Source organism: Methylobacterium oryzae (genome assembly GCF_036441375.1).
Classification (GTDB): domain Bacteria; phylum Pseudomonadota; class Alphaproteobacteria; order Rhizobiales; family Beijerinckiaceae; genus Methylobacterium; species Methylobacterium oryzae_A.
The window spans coordinates 578,675-600,454 of record NZ_MLCA01000010.1; the positions used below are offsets into that span (position 1 = coordinate 578,675).

Below are 21,780 nucleotides of genomic sequence, written 5' to 3' on the forward strand. Positions count from 1 at the left end.
CAAGCCCTTGCTCCCGCGCGCTGTTTCCCGCCGGATCGGATCCCGGCGGCGAGCAGGCCCGCCCCACGCCGAGTGCCCGTATCTTGACGACGTTCCTCATCGCCACCGGTCTCGCGCTCGCCGCGTGCCTCGCCCTGGAGGTGTTCGCGGGCGACTCGATCACCCGGGCGAGCCTCGCGCCCCGGGATCTCGGCCTCCGGCTGCTCGGCTACCTGCTGATCCTGCTGTTCTGGTTCGAGTTCTCCTGGCGGCCCTGGCTCGCCGGGCTGACCTGCGTGATCACCGTGGCGATCCTGATCGTCGTCAGCCGCGCCAAGCGCTCGGTGATCGGCGAGCCGCTCCTGTTCAGCGATTTCGCCCTGCTGCCCCAGGTGCCGCGGCACCCGCAGCTCTACTACATCCCGCCCCTGTGGGACCCGCGCATCGCCGTGCCGGTCCTGCTCACCCTGGCGGTCACCGCCCTGTGGTACTGGATCGAGCCGAGCGTGCTGCCCGCAGCGACCCTGCCGCGGGTGCTGGCGATGCTCGGCCTCCCGCTCGCGCTGTGGCTGCTGGTCAAGGCCGTCCCGCGCCCGCCGCTCGCCCGGCTGATCGCCCGCTGGTTCCCCGAGCCCGACCTGGAGGCCGACGTGACCCGGGTCGGCCTGCCGGCGAGCCTGCTGGGCTACACCGCCCGCGCGATGGCGGGCGGCGTGCCGGTGCCCGCGGCGCCGGCGCTCCCGGACGGGCCGGGCGACGACGTCGTCGTGGTGATCCAGCTCGAATCCTTCGTCGATCCGGAGCGGCTCGGCGGCGCGAAGCTGCCGGCGATGGACCTTTTCCGCGCCCGGGCCGCGCAGTACGGACGCCTGCGGGTCCCGGCGCACGGGGCCTACACGATGCGCAGCGAGCACGCGGTGCTCACCGGCCGACCGTCCGAAAGCCTCGGCTTCGGCCGCTACGACCCCTACACGTCCCGCAGCGGCGACGAGCCGACGAGCCTCGCCCGCCTCGCCGGGGGACGGGGCTACGGGACCCTGTTCCTGCACCCGTTCCACCGCGACTTCTTCCGCCGTGCGCGGGTGATGGAGGCCTTCGGCTTCGCCGATCTCGTGATGGGGGAGGCCTTCGCGGAGGCGCCGCGCGTCGGCCCCTATGTCGGGGACGTCGCCCTCGGAGCGCGCCTCCTGGCGGAGGTCCGGGCCCGGCGCGCGCCGCTGTTCCTGTTCTGCGTGACCATGGAGAACCACGGCCCCTGGAAGCCCGGGCGGCTGCCGGGCATCGACGACCCGCAGGCGCAGTATCTCCACCACGTCGCCCATACCGGGCGGATGGTCGAGGATCTCGTCGCGGGCCTGGACGCCGTCGCCCGCGAGCGCGGCCAGACCATCACGCTGTGCGTGTTCGGCGACCACGCACCGTCGCTTCCAAGCTGCAAGCCGGGCTTCGGCGGGCGGACCACCGAGTACGCCCTGTTCCGCTTCGGCCGCCCGCAGGAGTCCCCGCGCCGCGCCGACATCGCCGCCGACGAGCTCGGTCGGGCGCTGCGCGGGACGCTCGCGACCGGCCCGGCGGACATCGCCGCCGGGACATGATAAGGTTAAGCTTGCGTGCCATAAGCGTGGCGGTGCCACGCTGGTGACGCATTGGCCCCGGATAGCGCGACCGTCCGCGGGGCGGCCGCCGGTCCGCCGCGGCCGTTAAAGCGATCGCAGCGTTTGGCGGTCAAACTGGGTGTCCCGGCCCGGGCCAGCGATGGCGCGGGCTCGGCGAGGAGAAGTCTTTTGATGCTGCGTAAGACGGCGTGCACCGCCCTGATGGCCGCCCTGGCGGCTGGATCTGCCGGCGGTTGCACGTACCTGCCCGCGGCAGGTCCGACGGCGAGCGCGATCCAGGCCGGGGCTGAGGTCGCCACGGCCGACGGCGGGATTCTTGCCCGCTACGAGATCATCGACGTCACCCCCTCCGTGGTCGAGGCCCTGCGCGGCCGGCCGCTCGACAGCCTGCTCGCCTCCTTCGGCGATCACCGTCCCTCCTCCGAGCCGGTCATCGGCATCGGCGACATGGTCTCGGTCTCCGTCTGGGAGGCCGGATCCGGCGGCCTGTTCTCCGGGCCACTCGTCGCCGACCGCTTCTCCGCCGGCTCCAAGTCCGCCCTCATCCCCGAGCAGCCGGTCGGGCGCGACGGCGCCATCTCGGTGCCCTATGCCGGCCGCATCAAGGTCGCCGGCCGCCGCACCCAGGACGTCCAGGCGCTCATCGAGAACGAACTCGCCGGCAAGGCCATCCAGCCCCAGGTGCTGGTCTCGGTCACCCGCCCGATCTCCCAGGCCGTGACCGTCACCGGCGAGGGCGCGGCCGGCGCCCGCCTGCCGCTCTCGGGTCACGGCGACCGCATCCTCGACGTCATCGCCGCCGCCGGCGGCAACCGCGCCCCGGTCAACGAGACCTTCGTGCGGCTCTCACGCGGGCCGGTGACCGCGACCGTGCCGCTGACCACGGTGGTGTCGAACCCTAAGGAGAACATCTACCTGCGGCCCAACGACGTGCTCACGCTGGTGCGCGACCCGCAGACCTTCATCGCGGTGGGCGCGCTCGGCAACAGCACCGAGCTGCCGTTCCAGGCCGACGGCATCACGCTGGCGCAGGCGCTGGCCAAGGCGCGCGGCCTGTCGGACTTCGCCGCCGACCCGGCCGGCACGTTCATCTTCCGCTTCGAGCCGGCCAGCGTGGTGCGGCGGCTCGCCCCGGGCTCGAAGCTCCTGGGCACGCCCCTGGTGCCGGTGGTCTACCGGATCGACATGCGCGACCCGAACAGCCTGTTCGTGTCCCAGGCGTTCCGCATGCGCAACCGCGACCTGATCTACGTATCGAACGCGCCCTTCACCGAGGTCCAGAAGGTGCTCACCGCCTTCAGCGGCGTTACGGGTCCGGTTTCGTCGCTGTCGACCGCCTACTTCTACACGAAGTAGGCGCCCTACGCTTCGCGACGGCGGCGCCCGCCCCACCGCGAGGCGGGTGCGAAGATCGCGCCGTTCCGGTTCCGGTCGCGTCGATCCTGGTGACGCGCGCGTCCGACAGACGCCGCGAAGGCCTGCCGCCTGAATGCCGAAGGGGGCGCGGATGTGATCCGCGCCCCCTTCGGCTTCGTAACGCTCTCGGGGTACCGGGGCGCCCGGCCTCGGCCGGGCTCAGACCCGCTTGGCCAGCAGCTGCTCGATCAGCGAGCCGCCCTTGTCGATGGCCGCCAGCTCCTCGGCCACCGCGTTCACGGTGTCGCGGATCTGGTCGGGCGTGTGCTCGGAGGTGAGGAAGAAGCGCAGGCGCGAGGCCCGCTCCGGCACCGCCGGGTGGATGATCGGCTGCACGTTGATGCCCCGGCGGAACAGCCGGTCCGACAGGGTCACGGCCTTGAGCGAATCGCCGACGATGATCGGCACGACCGCGAGGCCGAGGCTGAAGCCGGTGTCAAGGCCGAGCTTCTTGGCGGTGGCCAGGAACAGGGTGCCGTTCTGGCGCAGGCGCTCGACCCGCTCCGGCTCGGCGTGCATCACGGCCAGCGCCGCCTCGGCGGCGGCGGCCAGCGGCGGCGACATGCCGACGCTGTACACGAAGCCGCCGGCCGTGTGCTTCAGGTACTCGATCAGCGCGATCGGGCCGCAGATATAGCCGCCGCAGGTCGAGAGCGTCTTCGACAGCGTCCCCATCCAGATGTCGACCTCGCGCGGGTCGACACCGCAATGCTCGAACAGGCCGGCACCGGTGCGGCCGGTGACGCCGAGCCCGTGGGCCTCGTCGACCATCAGCCACGCGTCGTAGCGCTTCTTGAGCGCGACCAGTCCGGCGAGATCCGGCGCGTCGCCGTCCATGCTGTACAGGCCCTCGACCACGATCAGCGCGCGGCGGTGCTCGTGGCGGGTGGTCTGGAGCAGGGTCTCCAGCGCGTCGAGGTCGTTATGCGCGAAGGAGCGGCGCTGGGCGCCCGACAGCTGCGCGCCGGTGACGATGCTGTTGTGGGACAGCGCGTCGTGGAAGATCACGTCGCCGGCTTCCAGCAGGGCGCCGATCGTCGTGACGTTGGTGGCGTGGCCACTCACCATCACGATACAGCCCTCGGACTGGTAGTGCTTGGCCAGCGCCTGCTCGAGGCTGATATGCCCGGGCCGCTCGCCCGCCACCACGCGGCTCGCCGACGCGGAGGTGCCGTAGGCCTCGATCGCCTCGCGGGCGGCGTTGCTCACCCGCGGGTGGCCGTTCAGCCCGAGGTAATCGTAGGACGAGAAGTTGGTGAAGCTCTTCTGGTCGATCCGCGTCGTGGCCCCGGCCTTGGCGTCGTGGACGCGGAAGAACGGGTTGCCCAGGCCGATCAGATCGGCCGCCTGACGCTGGAGCTTCAGCTCGCGGTAGCCCGGCAGGTTCTCGAAGTTCTGCGCCGCCGACTTGCCGGCGGGAGAGGCCGTCTTGACGGGGGCCGGGCGCGGCGTCGCGCGCCCGAGCCGGTTGGTCACGAAGCCGGCGAGCGCCGCGCGCCCACCGTCCGGCCGTGCCGTGTCGGTCATGAGTTGGTCTCTTTGATCTCGCTGGACGTCTGCTCGATGAGTTCCTTGAGAGGCGCGAGGATCTGCGCATCGACCTCACCGCCGACATGCTTCGAGACGAGGCTCATCGCGACGCCGGCCGTCTCGTCCATGGGCGCGGAAACCGCCTGAATTAAGGACTCCGACAACTCATTGACGGTCATGCCCGACGAAAGTCCGGCGGGCGGCGCGTCGAGGGCGAAGCGCTCCTGCAGGCTGGCGCCGAGTTCGACGCCCATCAGCGAGTCGAGGCCGATCTCCGAGAGCTGGCGCACGCGGCTGATGTCGTCCTTCGGCAGGCGCAGGATGCGGGCGATGTCCTCGACGATCGCGTCCGACACGGTCTTGCGGACCGCGTCGAGGTCGCCGCCCTTGAGGAGCGCGGCGATGTTGATCGCCTGGACGCCGCCAGCCTCGGCCTGCTGGTCGGAGCCGAGTTCGGCGTAGCTCGGCGAGCGCATGGTGGCGAGACGCTCGCGCGCCTTGCCCCAGTGCATCGCCGCGATCGCGATGACGGCTTCGTCCGGGGACGCGCCCTGGCTGCCCAGCGCCTCGGCCATCAGGTCGAGGCAGCGGCGGGCCTCCATCGGCGTGACGCCGACGCGGCCGGCGAGGCCTTCCATGACCGCCTTGTTGCGCGCGAGCATGCCGACATCGCCGATGGCGCCCCAGGCCACCGCCAGCGCGGGCAGGCCGCGGCGGCGGCGCTGCCGCGCCAGGCCTTCCATGAAGCCGTTGGCGGCCACGTAGGAGCCCTGGCCCGGATTGCCGATGAAGGTCGTCGCCGAGGAGAACAGGACGAAGTAGTCCAGGCTCCGGTCGCGGGTCGCGGCGTCCAGGTGCTGGGCGCCGATCACCTTCGGGCCGATCACCGCGTCGAGCGCCGCGGCGTCGATGTTGGAGATCAGGCCGTCCTGCAGCACCGCCGCGGCGTGGAGCACGCCCGCGAGCTTCTTGCCCTTCTGCTCGATCTCGGCGAGCAGCCGGTCCACCGAGGCGCGGCTCGTGATGTCGACGGCCTTGGCCTCGACGGTCACGCCCCGCGCGGTGAGCTCCGCCACGATCGCCTTGGCCTCGTCGGTGGCCGCGCCCTTGCGGCCGGCGAGCACGAGGTGCTTGGCACCCCGGTCGATCAGCCAGCGCGCCGCCTCCAGGCCGAAGCCGCCGAGGCCGCCGGTCAACAGGTGGACGCCCTCGGCCGAGACCGTGAACGGACGGCTCGTGTCCTTCATGATCGTGCCGGCCTTGGGCGGGCTGATCACGATCTTCCCGATGTGACCCGACTGCTGCATCAGCCGGAACGCGTCCGAGGTCTCGGCCGCGGTGAAGGGCTGGTACGGCAGGGGCTTCAGGCCGCCGTCGTTGAACAGGGCCATCACCTCGCGGAACATCCGCGCGCCGTCGTCGCCCTGGTGCTGGATCACCTGATCGAGGTCGACGCCGAAGTAGCTGAGGTTCCGCCGGAACGGGCGCAGGCCGATATGGGTGTTGGCAACGTAGTCGCGCTTGCCCAGCTCGACGAAGCGGCCGAACGGCCGGAGCGCGTTGAGCGAGCGCTCCATCGCCTCGCCGAACAGGCTGTTCAGCACGATATCGACGCCGTCGCCGGTGATCGCCCGGACCTCGTCCACGAAGGCCAGCGAGCGGGAGTCGAGCACGTGCTCGGCACCCAGCGCCTTCACGAGGGCCCGCTTCTCGCGGGAGCCGGCGGTGGCGATGACGCGCGCACCCTTGAGCTTCGCGATCTGCAGGGCGGCCAGGCCGACGCCGCCCGCGCCGCCATGGACCAGCACCCACTCGCCGCGCCGCATCCGGGCGCAGGAGACGAGGCCGTAATAGGCGGTGAGGAAGGCCACCGGCACGGTGGCGGCCGCCATCGGGTCGAGGCCCTGCGGCATCGGCGCGACGACGAGATCCGGCACCACGATGTGGGTCGCGAAGCCCGACTGGGCGAAGGCGACGACCGGGTCTCCGACCTTGAAGCCCTTCACGCCCGGGCCGACGGCCGTGACGCGGCCGGCACACTCAAGGCCGAGGCGGGGACCGGCGAAGCCGTCCTCCAGGATCTCCTCGGGGAGCATCGAGAGCGCCCAGAGAACGTCGCGGAAGTTGAGGCCGGTGGCCTCGACCGCGATCTCCATCTCGCCCTTGCCGGGGGTGCGGCGCTCGGCCGGGCCCCAGACCATCTCGCTGAGGCCGCCGGTGTTGCTGCGCTCGAGCCGCGCGGCCTCGGCCGGGACGGCGTCGGCCGGATCCCGGTGCTGCGGCCGGCCGGCGTGGAAGCGCACGACCTGGGTCCGCTCGTCGTCCAGCACGATCTCGGTCTCCGGGGTGCCGGAGAGGATGAGGTCGCGCAGGCGCTCGGAGGCGCGCTTCGACGACATCTCGGGGGAGAGGTCGATGCGCCGGACGTCGAGGTTCGGGGCCTCGTTGGCGAGCGTGCGGGAGAAGGCCCACACGCCGGCCTCGATGTTGGTGGTCTGGCCGCCGCGGTCGCGGGTGGCGCCGGGCGCCACGACCCAGAGGCGGGTCTGGCGGGCTCCGAGATGCTCGGTGCAGCGCTTCAGGCTGAGGCAGCGGTCGCGCAGCCGCTCGGCCGCCTCGCCGCCGCGGGTGAAGGCGCCGGCCAGGAACACCACCGTGTCGGGGGTCTCCTTCTCCAGCTCCATCAGCGAGGTCTCGGAGTCGAGGATGATCGAGACGTGCACGCCGCCCGCGACCAGCAGGGTCGCCAGGGACGAGGCGGTCTCGGCCGCGAACTCGTCGTCCGAACCGATGATGAAGGCGAAGCTCTGCGCCGGGGCAGGACCCGGGCGCACCGGCGCCTCGGCGGTCAGCAGCAGGTCGTCGCCGTTGGCGGAGGCCGCCCGCTCGACCTCGACCTTGACCAGGCCATGGGCGCTCAGGATGCGCTGCCAGCCCTCGATATCCTCGAGCCGGCCCACGGGCATGCCGCCCGCGGCCTCCTCGAACCAGCCGGTCGTCAGGCCGAAGACGAGGTCGCGGAACAGCGACGCCCCCGGCTCAACGGCAACCAGCAGTCCGCCGGTGGCGAGCGCCCCGGCGAGCTGGCCCGGCAGGGCACGGTCGCCGCGGTGCAGGCTGCCGGACGCCAGGATCAGGTCGAAGCTGCCGGGAGCGAGCTCCTCGGCGGTCTCGACCACGGCGGCGGCGCGGCCGAGCGACAGGCGGGCGCGCTCGGCGAGGCGGCGGTCGGTCTCGAACACGGTGAGCCGAGCCTCGGCGGCGGCCGCGAACGTCGTGGTCTGGGCCGAGAGCGGGCCGAAGCCGACCTGCAGGACCCGCAGCGCCCGCTCCTTCGGGAGCTGGGCGCGGCTCCGCTCGATCAGACCGGCGACCACGTCGGCGCCGTGGCGCGCGGTGGCCGAGCGCAGCACGAAGGCGTCGATCGCCCCCTGCGGCAGGGCCGGCGCATCGGTCAGCGTGCCGGCGAGCAGCCGGTCGACCAGGGCGCCGACATCGGCGATCAGCACCAGCTCGGCCGAGAGATCCGGATGGTCGCCGGCGATCCAGCGCATGATCTCGTCGGGCGCCGGGAGCGCGGAGCCGTCACCGAGCGTCCAGTTCTGGCCCGCGCGCTCGGCGAGGCCGCTGCTCTCCAGGGCGTAGAGGGCGTTGAGCAGCCAGGGGCGCAGGGCCTCGGGCACGCGGCTGTCGGTGACCGACACGGTCTCGCCCTGCGCCAGCCCGGAGGCGAGCCGGTAGGCGAGCGAGGTCGCCCAGCCCTCCAGCAGGAGGTGGCCCGGCGACAGGGCGGCGTCGGCCGGCCCCTTCGCCTCGGCGGCCAGCGGGCGCAGCCGCGCGGCCACGCTCGGGCGGCGCTCCATCGGGATCGCGGTCGGCTCCGTGGCGAGTTCCGGCACCTGCGAGATCGCGAAGGCCGAGAGGTCGCCGCCGCTCTTGGCGCGCAGGGCCTGGAACCGGCCCTCGCGGATCGTGGCAATGACCGCGCCCTCGGGATCAAGGAGCGTGAAGTCCGCCAGGATCGAGCGCTCGTTGCAGCGGCGGGTGCGGATGATCGAGCGGGCGATCACCGCGCCGGGGCGCAGCAGCCGAACCTCGCCGAAGCGCACCGGAATGTAGGCCTTGCCGCCGTTCTCGCCGAGCAGGTCGGCGAAGAGCAGGATCAGCCCGTGGAAGCAGGCGTCCAGGCGGTTCGGCACGAGGCCGTAGCGGGTGTCGGGCTCGGCCGGCAGCAAGTCGGACACGATGGTCGCGTCGTCGAGCCGGGCGCTCAACGCCACCTGCTGGAAGCTCGGGCCGAAGCCGAGCCCGGAGGCGAGGGCCTTGGCGTAGAGCGCGTCGCCGGAGAGCACGTGGTCGCCGGCGGTCTCGAAGCTGAAGCCGTCGAGATCCGGCGCCTTCGGGGCCGAGAAGGTGCCCTCGACGATCTTGGCCTGGGCGTGGAGCTGCCAGGGGGTCTGCGTCAGGCGCGGCCGGCTCAGCACCTGGATGCCGTTGCCGGAGCCCGACAGGCGCACCGCGACCTCGCGCAGCGCGTCCTCGGCGAACACCATCGGCGCCACGATCTCGAAATCGGCCAGGACGACCTCGTCGTCGCGCAGCGCCTCGCGGACACAGGCCAGCGCCATCTCGACGAAGCCGGCGCCCGGCATGATCACTTGGCCGTCGACCTTGTGATCCTCGAGCTCGGGCACGGTCACCGGATCGACGAAGCCGTTCCATTCCAGCCCGTCGAAGGTCGTGCGCGACCCGATCAGCGGGTGATAGGGGCGGGGGCTCATCGCGCCGACGCCCTCGGTGGTGTCGGCGAGGCGGAACGGGCGGCGCTGCCACGGGTAGGAGGGCAGGCGCACGTCGCCCTTCGGCGCGTCGCCGAACAGCACGGCCTCGTCGACCTGCGCGCCCTGGACGAGGGCAGCGCTGACCGCCTTGGCGATCGGGTCGCCACCCGACGCCTTGCGGTGCATCACGCCGACCGTGGCGGTCTCGATGCCCAGCGGCTCGACCGCGTCGCCGACGTGGGACATGAGGGTCGCGCGCGGGCCGACCTCGACGAAGACGCGGGCGCCGCGGCGCGTGGCGTCCTGCACGGCCTCGCAGAAGCGCACCGGCTCACGGATGTTGCGCCACCAGTAGCCGGCGCCGAAATGGGAGCCGTCGAGCACCGAGCCGCTGACGGTGGAGACCATCGCGGTGGTGCCGGTGCGCGACTTCAGGCCCGCGAGGTCGCGCAGGAGCGGCTTCTCGGTCGGGTCCATCAGCCTTCCGTGGAAGGCGTAGGCGAGGTCGAGCTTGCGGCCGCGTCGGCGCTTGCGCGACAGGGCCTTGATGGCGGCGTCGATATCGGCCACCGGCCCGGCGACCGTGACGGCCTTGGGGCTGTTGTAGGCGGCGATGTCGAGGGTCGGGTAATCCTTGAGGAAGGTCTCGACCTCCTCGGCCGGCATCAGCAGCACCGCCATGGTGCCCTGACCGTGCGTGGTTTCCTGGTGATGGCTGCGGTAGTAGATGACCCGGACCGCGTCCTCCAGAGTCAGGATCCCGGCGGCCTCGGCGGCCGCGATCTCACCCACGCTGTGGCCGAGGACGTAGGACGGGATCAGGCCCTTGGCCTTGAGGGCGGCCGTGGAGGCGCTCTCGATGGCGAAGATCAGCGGCTGCGAGACGCTGGTCAGCGCGAGGCGCCCGTCCAGATCGTCGGCGTAGAGCGCCTCCTTCAGCGACCAGTCCGAATAGGCCTGGAACAGGGTGTCGATCCGGTCGAAGGTCGCGCGGAAGACCGCGTTCTCCTCGTAGGCCTCGCGGCCCATCCCGGCCCACTGGCTGCCATTGCCCGAATAGATGAAGGCCACCTCGGCGACGCGGTCGACCGCGGTGCCCGTGAAGGCGTCCTGCGTGTCCTCACCCTCGCCGACGGCGCGGAGCGCGGCGGCGACGTCGGCCTTGCCGTCCAGTGCCACCGCGAGGCGGGCGGGCATGCGCTCGCGGCGATGCGCCACCGCGGCCGCCACGGTCGCGACCTGCTCGGGGGCGGCCTCGAGGCGCTCGGCGTAGTCGAGGGCGAGCTCGTTCAGCGCGGCCCGGCTCTGGGCCGAGAGCAGCAGCACCTGGGCCCGGGGCTCCGCGGTCGCGGCGGCGGGCTTCGCCCAGGCGGGGGCGTCGGTGATGACGACGTGGGCGTTGGTGCCGCCGAAGCCGAAGGAGTTGACGCCGGCGAAGCGCTCGCGGGCACCGCGGCCGATCTTCAGCGGCGCGCGCACGACTTCCAGGTTGAGCTCGCCGAAGGGAATCTCGGGGTTGAGCTCGGCCGCGTGCAGCGACGGCGGCACGAGGTCGTGCTCCAGCGCCAGCGTCGCCTTCATCAGGCCGGCGAGTCCGGAGACCGGCTCGGTGTGGCCGATATTGGTCTTGATCGAGCCGATCGGCAGCGGCGCCTGACGGCCACGGCCGAGCTTCGAGCCGATGGCCGAGGCCTCGATCGGGTCGCCCACCGGCGTGCCGGTGCCGTGCGCCTCCATGAAGGCGAGGTCGTCGAGCCGGATCTCGGCCTCGCGGTAGACCTTCTCCAGCAGGGCGCCCTGGGCGTAGCCCGAGGGGAGGGAGATGCCGGTGGTCCGGCCGTCGGAGTTGATGCCGGAGGCGGCGACCACGGCGCGCACGGTGGCGCCGTTGCGCCGCGCGGCCTCGGCCGATTGCAGCACGAACACCACGCCGCCCTCCGAGCGCACGTAGCCGTCGGCGTTCTTGGAGAACGCCTGGCACAGGCCGGTGCGCGAGAGCATCTGCGCGGTCGAGAAACAGATGAAGTTGAACGGGCTCGCCAGCACGTTCACGCCGGCGACGACGGCGGTGTCGACGCGGCCCGACCGGATCGCCTGCACGGCGTTGTCGAAGGCGACCAGCGAGGACGAACAGGCCGTGTCGACCGTGAAGCTGGGGCCCTTCAGGTCGAAGATGTAGGAGATGCGGTTCGAGATGATCGAGAGCGTGTTGCCGGTGGCCGCGTAGGCGTCGCCCGACGGCGCGTCGAGGATGCGCAGGTTTCCGTAGTCGAGGGACGAGGCACCGACGAACACGCCGATATTGCTGCCGGCCACGCTCGACGGGCGCAGCCCCGCATCCTCGAGGGCTTCCCAGGTCAGCTCCAGCAGCATCCGCTGCTGCGGATCCATCTGCTCGGCCTCGCGCGGGGAGATGCCGAAGACCGACGGGTCGAACGACCAGACGTCGTCGATGACACCCGCCGCCCAGGTGTAGCTCTTGCCGCGCTCATGGGCGCGCGGGTGGGCGAACCGCTCCAGGGAGAACCGGTCGGCCGGCACCTTGCTGACGGCGCAGCGCCCTTCGGAGAGGAGGGACCACAGCCCATCGACGCTGGGGGCTCCGGGCAGTCGGCATGCGCGTCCGACGATCGCAATGTCTGTACGTTGTGTCACGTTCGGTTCGCACACGCTCGTTATCGGAAGTCGGCTCGGCTCTCGACGAGTGAGTACCCTCTCACCCCTTACTGTGGCACCATTGCGGTGTCCAACCAGCCCCAACGCGAGGTCATCCCTGCGTGGCAAAATTGCCAGAGGCTGTGACATGTATTCATCAGAAGCTTATCCAATTCCTGCGGCCAAAACGCCAAGTTTGAATCGCAGGACCGGCTGTCGAGACGCGGGCTCGATCACGAGAAAGCCACAGTTGCGCCTCCGCGGCCGCGGCCCGTCTAGCGGCACCCGGGCCGATTCCGGAAGAAATCTTCGCGATCCGGCGCCGGTCCCGCACAGGAATCCGGGACCGTCGGCCGGCACGGCGATGATCAAGACCCGATCCGGGCGACGCTCTCCTTGGTTCGTCCGACCCCGCAATAGGTGAAACCGTGGCGCGCGGCGCTCACGGGGTCGTAGATGTTGCGCAGGTCAATCAGCACCGGGGCTGCGTCACCGGACGACATGGTCTGACGCAGCCGGTCGAGGTCGAGCGCCCGGAAGGCGTTCCATTCGGTGACGATCACCACGGCGTCGGCACCCTCGGCGCAGGCATAGGCATTCTCGGCGTAATCCACATCCGGCATCAGCGCTCGCGCCTGCTCCATGCCCTCCGGATCGTAGGCGCGGACCACGGCGCCGGCGTCCTGCAGGCCGGCCACGATCGCCAGCGAGGGCGCGTCGCGCATGTCGTCGGTGTTCGGCTTGAAGGTCAGCCCGAGCAGCGCCACCGTCCTGCCCCGCACCGAGCCGCCGCAGGCCCTGATCACCTTGCGCGCCATGGCGCGCTTCCGCTGGTCGTTGACCGCCACCACCGTCTCGACCAGCCGCAGCGGCGTGCCGGCATCCTGGGCGGTCTTGACCAGCGCCAGCGTGTCCTTGGGGAAGCACGAGCCGCCGTAGCCCGGCCCGGCATGCAGGAACTTCGACCCGATCCGGTTGTCTGATCACCTTGCGCGCCATGGCGCGCTTCCGCTGGTCGTTGACCGCCACCACCGTCTCGACCAGCCGCAGCGGCGTGCCGGCATCCTGGGCGGTCTTGACCAGCGCCAGCGTGTCCTTGGGGAAGCACGAGCCGCCGTAGCCCGGCCCGGCATGCAGGAACTTCGACCCGATCCGGTTGTCCAGGCCGATGCCCCGCGCCACCGCCTGCACGTCCGCGCCCACCGCCTCGCACAGGTCCGCGACCTCGTTGATGAACGTGATCTTGGCCGCCAGGAACGCGTTCGCCGCGTACTTGGTCAACTCGGCCGTCCGGCGGCTCGTCACCATGATCGGCGCCTGGTTCAGGTAGAGCGGCCGGTAGACTTCGCGCATCACCGCCTCGGCCCGGGCCTCCTCGGCGCCGACGACGATGCGGTCGGGGCGCTTGAAGTCGGCGATGGCGGCGCCCTCGCGCAGGAATTCGGGGTTCGACGCGACCGCGAACTGCGCCTCGGGATTGGTCTCGCGGATGATGCGCTCGACCTCATCGCCGGTGCCCACCGGCACGGTCGACTTGGTGACCACCACGGTGAAGCCGGACAGCGCCCCGGCGATCTCCCGGGCGGCGTCGAACACGAAGCTCAGGTCGGCGAAGCCGTCGCCGCGGCGGGAGGGGGTGCCCACCGCGATGAACACGGCGTCCGCCTCGGCCACGGCCTCCCGCATCGACGTGCTGAACGCGAGCCGGCCCTGGCGGACGTTCTCGGTGACGAGGACGTCGAGGCCCGGCTCGTAGATCGGCATGCGGCCGGCGTTCAGGCTGGCGATCTTGTCGGGCTCCCGGTCGATGCAAACGACCGTGTGGCCGAAATCGGCCAGGCAGGCTCCGGAGACCAGGCCGACATATCCGGCCCCAATCATCGCAATCCGCATCGGGCCCTCCCGGCAGCTCGCCCTGCGGCTTGCTGCGATGCAACATGATCCCGGCCGCACGCGGATGCAACCCGGGCCAGCCTGGATCTGCTCCAGTCTGTCACGGGAATGCAACACCCACGAAGGATGACTGTAGTTTGACAGCGGACCCGGGGGCGCCCCGCATCGACCGCCGGGCCGCGCGCCGCCCGTCCGAGATCGCGCGCGGGGCGGCTTCGCAGGGCGGGCGGCTTCCTGTAGAAGCGCCCCCGCCCGACGGGGAGGCCCGGATCCGCCCCCGAGGACCCGACCCAAGGATCGGTGAAGGACCGCGATGACCGAATTGCCCAACGTGCATGTGCGTGCCGAGGTCCTGGCCCAGGCGCTGCCCCACATGCAGCGCTACGACCAGGAGATCGTCGTCATCAAGTACGGCGGCCACGCCATGGGCGACCGGGCCGCGGCCGAGGATTTCGCCGAGGACGTCGTCCTGCTGGAGCAGTCCGGGCTGAAGCCGATCGTCGTGCACGGCGGCGGACCGCAGATCGGCAAGATGCTCGATCGGCTCGGCATCCAGTCCGAGTTCCGCGGCGGCCTGCGCGTCACCGACGAGGCCACCGTCGAGGTGGTCGAGATGGTCCTGGCCGGCCTGATCAACAAGCAGATCGTCGGCTGGATCTCCGCCGAGGGCGGCCGGGCTGTCGGCCTGTGCGGCAAGGACGGCAACATGGTCCGGGCCAAGCGGGCGATGAAGACCGTCGTCGATCCCGAGAGCAACGTGGAGCAGACCGTCGATCTGGGCCTCGTCGGCGAGCCGGACCACGTCGAGCGCGGCGTCCTCGACGCGGTGCTCAAGGCCGAGCTGATCCCCGTTCTGGCACCGGTCGCCTACGGGGCGGACGGCCAGACCTACAACGTCAACGCCGACACCTTCGCGGGGGCGATCGCCGGGGCGCTCCGGGCCAAGCGCCTGCTGCTGCTCACCGACGTGCCGGGCGTGCTCGACAAGGACAAGAAGCTGATCCCCGAACTCACCGTGGAGGATTGCCGGCGCCTGATCGCCGACGGCACCATCACGGGCGGGATGATCCCAAAGATCGAGACCTGCATGTACGCGATCGAGCGCGGCGTCGAGGCGGTGGTCATCCTCGACGGCAAGGTCAACCACGCCGTGCTCCTCGAGCTGTTCACCGATTACGGCGCCGGCACCCTGATCCGTCGGGGCTGAGATCCGGACCGCCCGCGCACCGCGCCGAAACCCGGCGCGCTGCGCGGGCGCAACCTCTCCACGCGCAGCGCATTGTCGTACCCCACCCGCCCCGGAGGGGGCCGCCCCGCAAGCTCCGGACAAGTGTCAACTTGCGAGCTTGACCGTTCCGGTCCAGATTCCGGGGCAACAGCAACCTGAGGGGTTCCGGTGCACCACCCCGACAAGGCCCAGTTCACCACAGCCGCGGCGCGCGGCTTCGCCGATGTCGACACCTGGGTGTTCGATCTCGACAACACGCTCTACCCGAGCGACGCCGCGGTCTGGCCGAAGGTCGACGAGCGCATAACCCTCTACGTGATGCAGCTCTACGGGCTCGACGGGATCTCGGCGCGCGCCCTGCAGAAGTATTTCTATCACCGCTACGGCACGACGCTCTCGGCGCTGATGGTGGAATCGCGGATCGATCCCCACGACTTCCTCGATTTCGCCCACGACATCGACCACTCGTCGATCAAGCTCGACAAGAGCCTCGGCGACGCGATCGAGCGGCTGCCCGGGCGCAAGCTGATCCTGACCAACGGGTCGCGCCGCCACGCCGAGAACGTCGCCGCCAAGCTCGGCATCCTCGACCACTTCGAGGACGTGTTCGACATCGCCGCCGCCGACTTCGTCCCGAAGCCGGAACGCACGACCTACGAGCGGTTCCTGGAGAAGCACGCCGTCGAGCCGACCCGCGCCGCCCTGTTCGAGGACATCGCCCGCAACCTCGCGGTGCCGCACGACCTCGGCATGGCCACCGTGCTGGTGGTGCCGAAGGTCACCGATCCCTATCGCGAGGCCTTCGAGCAGGAGGCGGTGCGCGAGCCGCATATCGACCACATCACGGACGATCTCGCCGCCTTCCTCGCTACCTGCGTGCTGCCCGAAACCGGATCCGCAACCGAAGAGCGCCGCTGACACGGGAGCCCGGGCGCGTCCTGTGCGGGTCACCGCCCGCCGCGTGTCCGGACTTGGCACGGGGCGACGTCCGAGCCAGGCCCTGTCCCGGCCAGACGGCGCGAAGCGGGCCCTGATCGGCGATCGAGCACACGACATGCCGCGCCGGCGGCGCTACGGATCGATCGCGTCGCAACCCAATCGACAAGCCGGTGACGATCCTGTAGAGACCCGCCCAACTCACAACAGGATCGCCGAAATCCTGGCGCCGATCGCCCATGAGGGGCGGAACGGCGCGACGGCCGGAGCTATGCCATGAACATCATCGAGCAGCTGGAGCGCGAGGAAGTCGCGCGCCTCGCAAAGACCATCCCGGACTTCGAGCCGGGCGATACGCTCATCGTCAACGTCCGCGTGAAGGAAGGCGAGCGCACTCGCGTCCAGGCCTACGAGGGCGTCTGCATCGCCCGCTCGGGCGGCGGCCTCAACGAGAGCTTCACGGTCCGCAAGATCTCGTACGGGGAGGGCGTGGAGCGCGTCTTCCCGGTGCATTCCCCGATGATCGACTCGATCAAGGTCGCGCGTCGCGGCAAGGTGCGCCGCGCCAAGCTGTACTACCTGCGCGACCGGCGCGGTAAGTCGGCCCGCATCGTCGAGCGCACCGACCGCTACAAGGCCAAGGACACCCCGGCCCAGGCGCCCGCCGCCGCCGAGTAAGCTGTCCGATCCGCTCCGCAGGCCGGAGCGGTCGCCTGCTTTCAGACCGGTCCGGCTCAGCCGGGCCGGTTTTTTCTTGGCCGACAGTCTCGTCCAGGCCGCCGGCACGCCACCTCAGGCAGCCCGGATCCCGTCGAGGAAGCGGTGGATCTCGGCGGAGAGCTGCTCGGACCTGCGCGACAGGTCGATCGCGGCGCCGAGAACCCGCTCAGCCGCGTCGCCCGTCGCCTCGGCACCCTGCGAGACGTCGGCGATGTTGCCGGTGACGGCCTCCGTGCCGGCCGCCGCGCGCGCGACGCTGCGCACGATCTCCTCGGTGGTCGCGCCCTGCTGCTCGATCGCGGCCGCCACGGTCGCGGCAAGCGTACTGACCTCACCCATGGTGCGACCGATCCCGTGGATCGCCTCGACGGCCTGCCGGGTCGAGGCCTGGACCGCGCCGATCCGCGCGGCGATCTCCTCGGTCGCGGCCGCGGTCTGCTCGGCCAGCGCCTTGACCTCGCCCGCCACGACGGCGAAGCCCCGGCCGGCCTCGCCGGCCCGGGCCGCCTCGATCGTGGCGTTGAGGGCCAGGAGGTTGGTCTGTCGGGCGATGCCCGCGATCATGCCGGCGACGACCCCGATCTGCTCGGCCCCGTCGGCGAGATCGCCCACGAGGGCGTCCGTGCGCTGCGCCTCGGTCGCCGCCCGCGCGGTCTTGGCCGACGATTGCGCCATCCGTCCGGAGATCTCCTGGATGGTGATCGCCATCTCCTCGGTGGCCGCGGCGACGCTCTGCACGCTCCCGGCGGTCTCCTGCGCGGCCCCGGCGACGCGCGTCGCCCGGGCACTCGTGCGCGAGGCCGTCCGCGCCATCGCCTCGGCGGTCGCCTGCATCTCGGTCGCGGCCGCGGAGACGCCCGTCATCAGCGCACCGGCCTGGGCCTCGAACGCCCGGGTGAGCGCGTCGAGGCTCTGCGCGTGCCGGGCCTTGGCCTCCGCTTCCTGCGCGGCCGCCCGGTCCATGGCGGCCTTGGCGACCAGGGCCTGTCGGAAGACTTCGACGGTCCGGGCCATCTCGCCGATCTCGTCCGTCCGCTCGAGCCCGGGTATCGGCTCCGCGCCGTCGCCCTGAGCCAGCACCTGCATCCGGCGGCCGAGCCGGTCGAGCGGCCGCGTGATGCCGCGCCCGATCAGGAGCGAGCCGATCACTCCCAGGGCGCCGAGCCCGAGCAGAAGGCCGACCGCCGCGAGGGCGAGCGCCCGGAAGGCGGCCTTGATGTCGTCGGTGTAGGTCCCCGCCGCGATCAAGATGTCCCAGGGCGCGAACCTGACGGCGAGCGTCGTCTTCGGAGACAGGCCTTCATGCCCGGGCCGGGGGTAGAGATAGCTCATCGTAGCCGTGTCGGACTTCTTCAGCAGATCGATCAGGGTCCCGGCCACGCGAACGCCGTTGACCCGAGTCTCCAGCTGATTGCTGCCGACGAGTCGGCGGTCGGGAACCGCCAGCGCCGTGCCGTCCATCGCGTAGATGGCGACGTAGTTGGTGCCCGTGTCGAAGCGCATGGACATGGCGGTCTCGACCAGTGCCGCCAGGGCCGCCTCCCGGGACAGAGCGCCGCTCCTGACCCGGGTCTCGAGGCTTTGCGCATAGGTGGTGAACAGCTCCGTGACCGTGCGCAGGGACTGCAGCCTCTCCGACAGCATTTCCTGATAATACATTCGCAACCCGGCAGCGCCGATGACCGCGATAAGCATTGTTATGAGTTCAATCTGCGCCATCATTCGACGTGAAAGGCTTTTACTGAAAAATATTCTGATCATAACACATACCGCAGGAGCGCCAGCATCGGCGATGCTGCGGTGAGACCTGATAAATCTGCGCGTACATGTCAACGCAAGCCCGGGGATCCGGGGCGAGATCTGAAAGAGGATAGGATCAGCGGTGCAGAGCGGACGAAGAGGTCGTCGGCCACGACGCGGTCTGCATCGGGCGGAGGAACGGGCCGCGGAACGGCGATGGAGAACCTGAGATCTTGCCCGCGGCGCGCGGACGAAACGTCCCGGCCGTCCGCGACAGCTGGGCGAAGTCGGCCCATTGCGGGCGCCGGTCGGGCGCGATCGGGGATGATATCGGCGGCGGATCGGCGTGGCGCCGCGGCCCGGCACAACCGCGCGGCCGGGTCGGCCGGGATCGGGGTCAGGCGTCTAGCCGATCCGCGCGGTCACCTCGATCTCGACGCGCATCTCGGGGCGCAGAAGGCTCGCCACGACCACGATCGTGGCGGCTGGCCGGACCTCCGCGAGCACCCGCCCGCAGACCGCCAGCACGGCCTCGGCATCGTCCCGGTCGGTGACGTAGTAGGTGGCGCGCACGATGCCGGCGAGGCCTGTCCCGGCCTCGGCGAGAACCGAGCGGATCGTGCGCCAGCAGGCCTCGGCCTGCGCGGCGGCGCCCTCGGGCATCGTCATGGTAGCGTAGTCGTAGCCGGTCGTCCCGGACAGGTAGACGGCGTCACCGTAGACCACCGCCCGGGAGTAGCCGTAATCCCGCTCGAACGGGGAGCCCGACGTGATCAGCCGCCGGCTCATCCGCCGCGCAGGGCCTCCAGCACCTTGCCGCCGGGACGGCCGGTGGGCGTCATGCCGAGCCGGCGCTCCACGTCCTTGATGGCGTCGCGCGTCTTCTGGCCGACCTTGCCGTCCGGCTCGCCGACATCGTAGCCGCGGGCGGCCAGCCGGGTCTGGAGGTCGCGGCGCTCGGCCCGCGACAGGGGCGGGTCGTCGGTCGGCCACGCGGCCTGGACGCCGGCCTTGCCGCGCAGCCGGTCCGACAGGACCGCGATGGCGAGGCCGTAGGATTCGGCGGCGTTGTACGAGTAGATCGCGTCGAAGTTCTTGGTCACCAGGAAGGCCGGGCCGTCGATGCCGGCGGGCGCGATGATCCCCGCCAGGCCCTCGCCGGAGAGCGAGCGCCCGTCCACACGGGTGACACCGAGCGACGCCCAGTGGGCGATCGGCTTCTTGTTCTTGCGCCCGGCGGCCCCGACGTTGAAGCCGCGGGGCAGCTTCACCTCGTAGCCCCAGACCTGGCCGTGCTGCCACTTGGCGACGTGCAGGAAGTTGGCGGTGGATGCGACCGCGTCGGCCACCGAGTCGACCACGTCGCGCCGGCCGTCGCCGTCACCGTCCACGGCGAGGCGGTGATAGGTCGTCGGCATGAACTGGGTCTGGCCGAAGGCGCCCGCCCAGGAGCCGGTCAGCCGCTCCGGCGCGATGTCGCCGCGCTCGATGATCCGCAGGGTGGCGATCAGCTCGCCGCGGAAGAAGTCCCGACGGCGGTTGCTCGAGCAGGCCAGCGTCGCCAGCGACTGCACCAGCGGCATCTTGCCGAGGTTCTTGCCGAAATTCGACTCGACGCCCCAGACCGCCGCGATTGTGTAGCGGTCGACCCCGTAGCGCGACTCGGCCTGAGCAAGCGCCGCCGCGTTCTGGCGCATGGCCGCGCGCCCGTCCTCGACCCGCTCGTCGTCGACGAGCGCCGCCATGTAGTCCCAGATCGGCGTCTTGAACTCGGGCTGGGCCTGGGACAGCTCGATCACCTTGTCGTCGTAGTTGATGCCGCTCGTGGCCGCGCGGAAGGTCTGCGCCGAGACGCCCGCGGCCGCCGCCTGTGACTGGATGCCGGCGAGGCAGCTGTCGAAATCGGCCCGCGCCGGCAGGCTCGCCAGGGGCAGGACCGCGATGCCGGCGAGCAGCCCGAGCGCGCGCGCCGTCCTCGGTCCCGTCGGGTGCTTCGGCATGCTGACGATCCTCACGATGCGGAGCGGAGTCTGGGCGCGGATTCAGGCGACATGTGGGTTAACGAATGGTGAGGAACCCGAGCAGACCTTGACCCGCTTGCCTACCAACCGGTAGGTTGACTTGGAGCCGGCCCGTCAGTGGCCGGCCCACTGAGCAGGGAGACGGGACGCATGATGAAGGACTGGAATCAGTACGGCGCCGAGCTCGTCAGCACGCTCGGGCGAATCGGTGCGGTGAGCCCGGACCTCCTCAAGGCCCATGACCAGCTCGCCGCGGCGGCCCCGACCGAGCGCAAGCTGGACGCGAAGACCCGCGAGCTGATCGCCCTCGCGGTGGCGGTGACGACCCGGTGCGACGGCTGCATCGCCGTGCATTCCGACGCCGCCCGCAAGGCCGGCGCGAGCAAGGAGGAGGTCGTGGAGGCGCTGGGCGTCGCGGTGGCGCTGAACGCCGGTGCCGCCCTGGTCTACACCGCCCGCGCCTTCGAGGCGTTCACCGGCGAGTCCGGCTGAGCCGGCCAACCCGGGGCCGCGCCCCGGAAGCTCCGGCGGGGCCGGGGGCCCGTCATCGGGACGGCCCGACGGCCCGCCCTTCGCCTCCCAGGCGGTCCAGATAGGCGCAGAGCATGTCGGCCAGGGCGCCCGCGAAGGCCTCCATGGCGGCCTCGTCCCGGATCGCCTCCGAGATGCGCTCGCCGACCGTGCACAGCGTCATCGCGATAATCTCGCCCGCGACCTGAAGATCCGCCTCGGGAACCGCCGGAAGTGCCGCGTGCAGGAAGTCGCGGAAGGCCTGTGAGCCGGCGAGCTGCGGCTCCGCGGCCTCGGGCGCGTCGCGATAGGCCGGGGCGGCCGCGTCGAGGGCCCGGCGCATCGCGGCCTCCGCGCATTCCGAGCGCACGAAGGCGTGGACGGCGGCGCGCAGACGCGCGCCAGGCGCCATGTCGGGATCCGTCAGGATGCCGGCGAGGAGCGCGGACGTGTCCCGCCACTCGTCGCTCTGGAGCTGGAACAGGATCGCCGCCTTGTTGGGGAAGTACTGGTAGAGCGAGCCGATGCTGACGCCGGCACGTTCGGCGACCCGCGCCGTCGTGAAGCGCGCCGCGCCGACCTCCGCCAGAACCTGAGCGGCGGCCTCCAGAACGGCCGCGACGAGGTCGCTGGAGCGCGCCTGCCGGGGCTGCTTTCGCTTGGAGATTCCGAGACTTGGCCGGTCGGGCATGGGGCGGTGCTCGGAACGCGAATAGGCGCGGGCAGGGGGCGCCGGTACTCTGCGTCGTGTTCAG

The 21,780-nt window shown here is 71.3% G+C and carries 12 protein-coding genes and 2 pseudogenes; 6 read left to right on the forward strand and 8 right to left on the reverse strand.

All coding sequences use genetic code 11. The annotated features are described in order from the left end of the window. Positions 1 to 83: 83 nt before the first annotated feature. The gene (locus MOTC310_RS21155) at positions 84 to 1,574 is read left to right on the forward strand and encodes an LTA synthase family protein (RefSeq protein ID WP_331303187.1); all 1,491 of its coding nucleotides are present in this window, start codon (positions 84 to 86) and stop codon (positions 1,572 to 1,574) included. Between the two features lie 192 nt (positions 1,575 to 1,766). Continuing rightward, the gene (locus tag MOTC310_RS21160) at positions 1,767 to 2,951 is read left to right on the forward strand and encodes a polysaccharide biosynthesis/export family protein (RefSeq protein ID WP_331303188.1); all 1,185 of its coding nucleotides are present in this window, start codon (positions 1,767 to 1,769) and stop codon (positions 2,949 to 2,951) included. A gap of 219 nt (positions 2,952 to 3,170) precedes the next feature. On the opposite strand, the gene MOTC310_RS21165 is transcribed toward MOTC310_RS21160, so the two are convergent. The 4 genes and pseudogenes from MOTC310_RS21165 to MOTC310_RS21185 all read right to left on the reverse strand — a co-directional run. Next, positions 3,171 to 4,538, reverse strand: a complete 1,368-nt coding sequence (locus tag MOTC310_RS21165; RefSeq protein ID WP_331291029.1) for an aminotransferase class I/II-fold pyridoxal phosphate-dependent enzyme — start codon at positions 4,536 to 4,538, stop codon at positions 3,171 to 3,173. Continuing rightward, on the reverse strand, positions 4,535 to 11,977 hold the full coding sequence (locus MOTC310_RS21170) for an SDR family NAD(P)-dependent oxidoreductase (RefSeq protein ID WP_331303189.1): 7,443 nt from the start codon (positions 11,975 to 11,977) through the stop codon (positions 4,535 to 4,537). The genes MOTC310_RS21165 and MOTC310_RS21170 overlap by 4 nt, the downstream gene beginning before the upstream one ends. A gap of 368 nt (positions 11,978 to 12,345) precedes the next feature. After that, positions 12,346 to 12,957 (reverse strand): annotated as a pseudogene (locus MOTC310_RS21175) (UDP binding domain-containing protein); the annotation flags it as partial. A 13-nt stretch (positions 12,958 to 12,970) separates the two neighbouring features. After that, positions 12,971 to 13,870 (reverse strand): annotated as a pseudogene (locus MOTC310_RS21185) (UDP-glucose dehydrogenase family protein); the annotation flags it as partial. A 313-nt stretch (positions 13,871 to 14,183) separates the two neighbouring features. Between MOTC310_RS21185 and argB the strand changes: the two are divergent. From argB to rplS, 3 genes are all read left to right on the forward strand, one after another. After that, positions 14,184 to 15,077 carry an acetylglutamate kinase gene (argB, locus tag MOTC310_RS21190; protein WP_331303191.1) on the forward strand — a complete coding sequence of 298 codons (894 nt, stop codon included), beginning with the start codon at positions 14,184 to 14,186 and terminating at the stop codon, positions 15,075 to 15,077. A gap of 189 nt (positions 15,078 to 15,266) precedes the next feature. Further along, complete coding sequence (locus MOTC310_RS21195; protein WP_331303192.1) at positions 15,267 to 16,016, forward strand: pyrimidine 5'-nucleotidase; 750 nt, start codon at positions 15,267 to 15,269, stop codon at positions 16,014 to 16,016. Between the two features lie 294 nt (positions 16,017 to 16,310). Beyond that, positions 16,311 to 16,712 carry a 50S ribosomal protein L19 gene (gene rplS / locus MOTC310_RS21200; RefSeq protein WP_091683176.1) on the forward strand — a complete coding sequence of 134 codons (402 nt, stop codon included), beginning with the start codon at positions 16,311 to 16,313 and terminating at the stop codon, positions 16,710 to 16,712. Between the two features lie 114 nt (positions 16,713 to 16,826). Here the strand turns inward: rplS and MOTC310_RS21205 are convergent, their stop codons facing one another. The 3 genes from MOTC310_RS21205 to MOTC310_RS21215 form a co-directional block, all read right to left on the reverse strand. After that, a complete protein-coding gene (locus MOTC310_RS21205) occupies positions 16,827 to 18,413 on the reverse strand; it encodes a methyl-accepting chemotaxis protein (protein WP_331303193.1) in 1,587 nt (528 codons plus the stop codon). A 486-nt stretch (positions 18,414 to 18,899) separates the two neighbouring features. Continuing rightward, positions 18,900 to 19,283 carry a RidA family protein gene (locus tag MOTC310_RS21210; protein WP_331291034.1) on the reverse strand — a complete coding sequence of 128 codons (384 nt, stop codon included), beginning with the start codon at positions 19,281 to 19,283 and terminating at the stop codon, positions 18,900 to 18,902. Next, the gene (locus MOTC310_RS21215) at positions 19,280 to 20,494 is read right to left on the reverse strand and encodes a lytic murein transglycosylase (RefSeq protein WP_331303194.1); all 1,215 of its coding nucleotides are present in this window, start codon (positions 20,492 to 20,494) and stop codon (positions 19,280 to 19,282) included. The genes MOTC310_RS21210 and MOTC310_RS21215 overlap by 4 nt, the downstream gene beginning before the upstream one ends. A 171-nt stretch (positions 20,495 to 20,665) precedes the next feature. Here MOTC310_RS21215 and MOTC310_RS21220 point away from each other — a divergent pair, with 171 nt between their 5' ends. Beyond that, on the forward strand, positions 20,666 to 21,007 hold the full coding sequence (locus tag MOTC310_RS21220) for a carboxymuconolactone decarboxylase family protein (protein ID WP_020095292.1): 342 nt from the start codon (positions 20,666 to 20,668) through the stop codon (positions 21,005 to 21,007). A gap of 52 nt (positions 21,008 to 21,059) precedes the next feature. Here the strand turns inward: MOTC310_RS21220 and MOTC310_RS21225 are convergent, their stop codons facing one another. Further along, positions 21,060 to 21,716, reverse strand: coding sequence for a TetR/AcrR family transcriptional regulator (locus tag MOTC310_RS21225; protein ID WP_331303195.1), 657 nt, complete (start codon positions 21,714 to 21,716; stop codon positions 21,060 to 21,062). Positions 21,717 to 21,780 lie beyond the last annotated feature (64 nt).

What these genes read in the sequence shown, in the direction of transcription:
- MOTC310_RS21160 (WP_331303188.1), top strand. Translation starts at nt 1,767, where the DNA reads ATGCTGCGTAAGACGGCGTGCACCGCCCTGATGGCCGCCCTGGCGGCT.
- MOTC310_RS21165 (WP_331291029.1), bottom strand. Translation starts at nt 4,538, where the DNA reads ATGACCGACACGGCACGGCCGGACGGTGGGCGCGCGGCGCTCGCCGGC.
- argB (WP_331303191.1), top strand. Translation starts at nt 14,184, where the DNA reads ATGACCGAATTGCCCAACGTGCATGTGCGTGCCGAGGTCCTGGCCCAG.
- rplS (WP_091683176.1), top strand. Translation starts at nt 16,311, where the DNA reads ATGAACATCATCGAGCAGCTGGAGCGCGAGGAAGTCGCGCGCCTCGCA.
- MOTC310_RS21205 (WP_331303193.1), bottom strand. Translation starts at nt 18,413, where the DNA reads ATGTATTATCAGGAAATGCTGTCGGAGAGGCTGCAGTCCCTGCGCACG.
- MOTC310_RS21210 (WP_331291034.1), bottom strand. Translation starts at nt 19,283, where the DNA reads ATGAGCCGGCGGCTGATCACGTCGGGCTCCCCGTTCGAGCGGGATTAC.
- MOTC310_RS21215 (WP_331303194.1), bottom strand. Translation starts at nt 20,494, where the DNA reads ATGCCGAAGCACCCGACGGGACCGAGGACGGCGCGCGCGCTCGGGCTG.
- MOTC310_RS21220 (WP_020095292.1), top strand. Translation starts at nt 20,666, where the DNA reads ATGATGAAGGACTGGAATCAGTACGGCGCCGAGCTCGTCAGCACGCTC.
- MOTC310_RS21225 (WP_331303195.1), bottom strand. Translation starts at nt 21,716, where the DNA reads ATGCCCGACCGGCCAAGTCTCGGAATCTCCAAGCGAAAGCAGCCCCGG.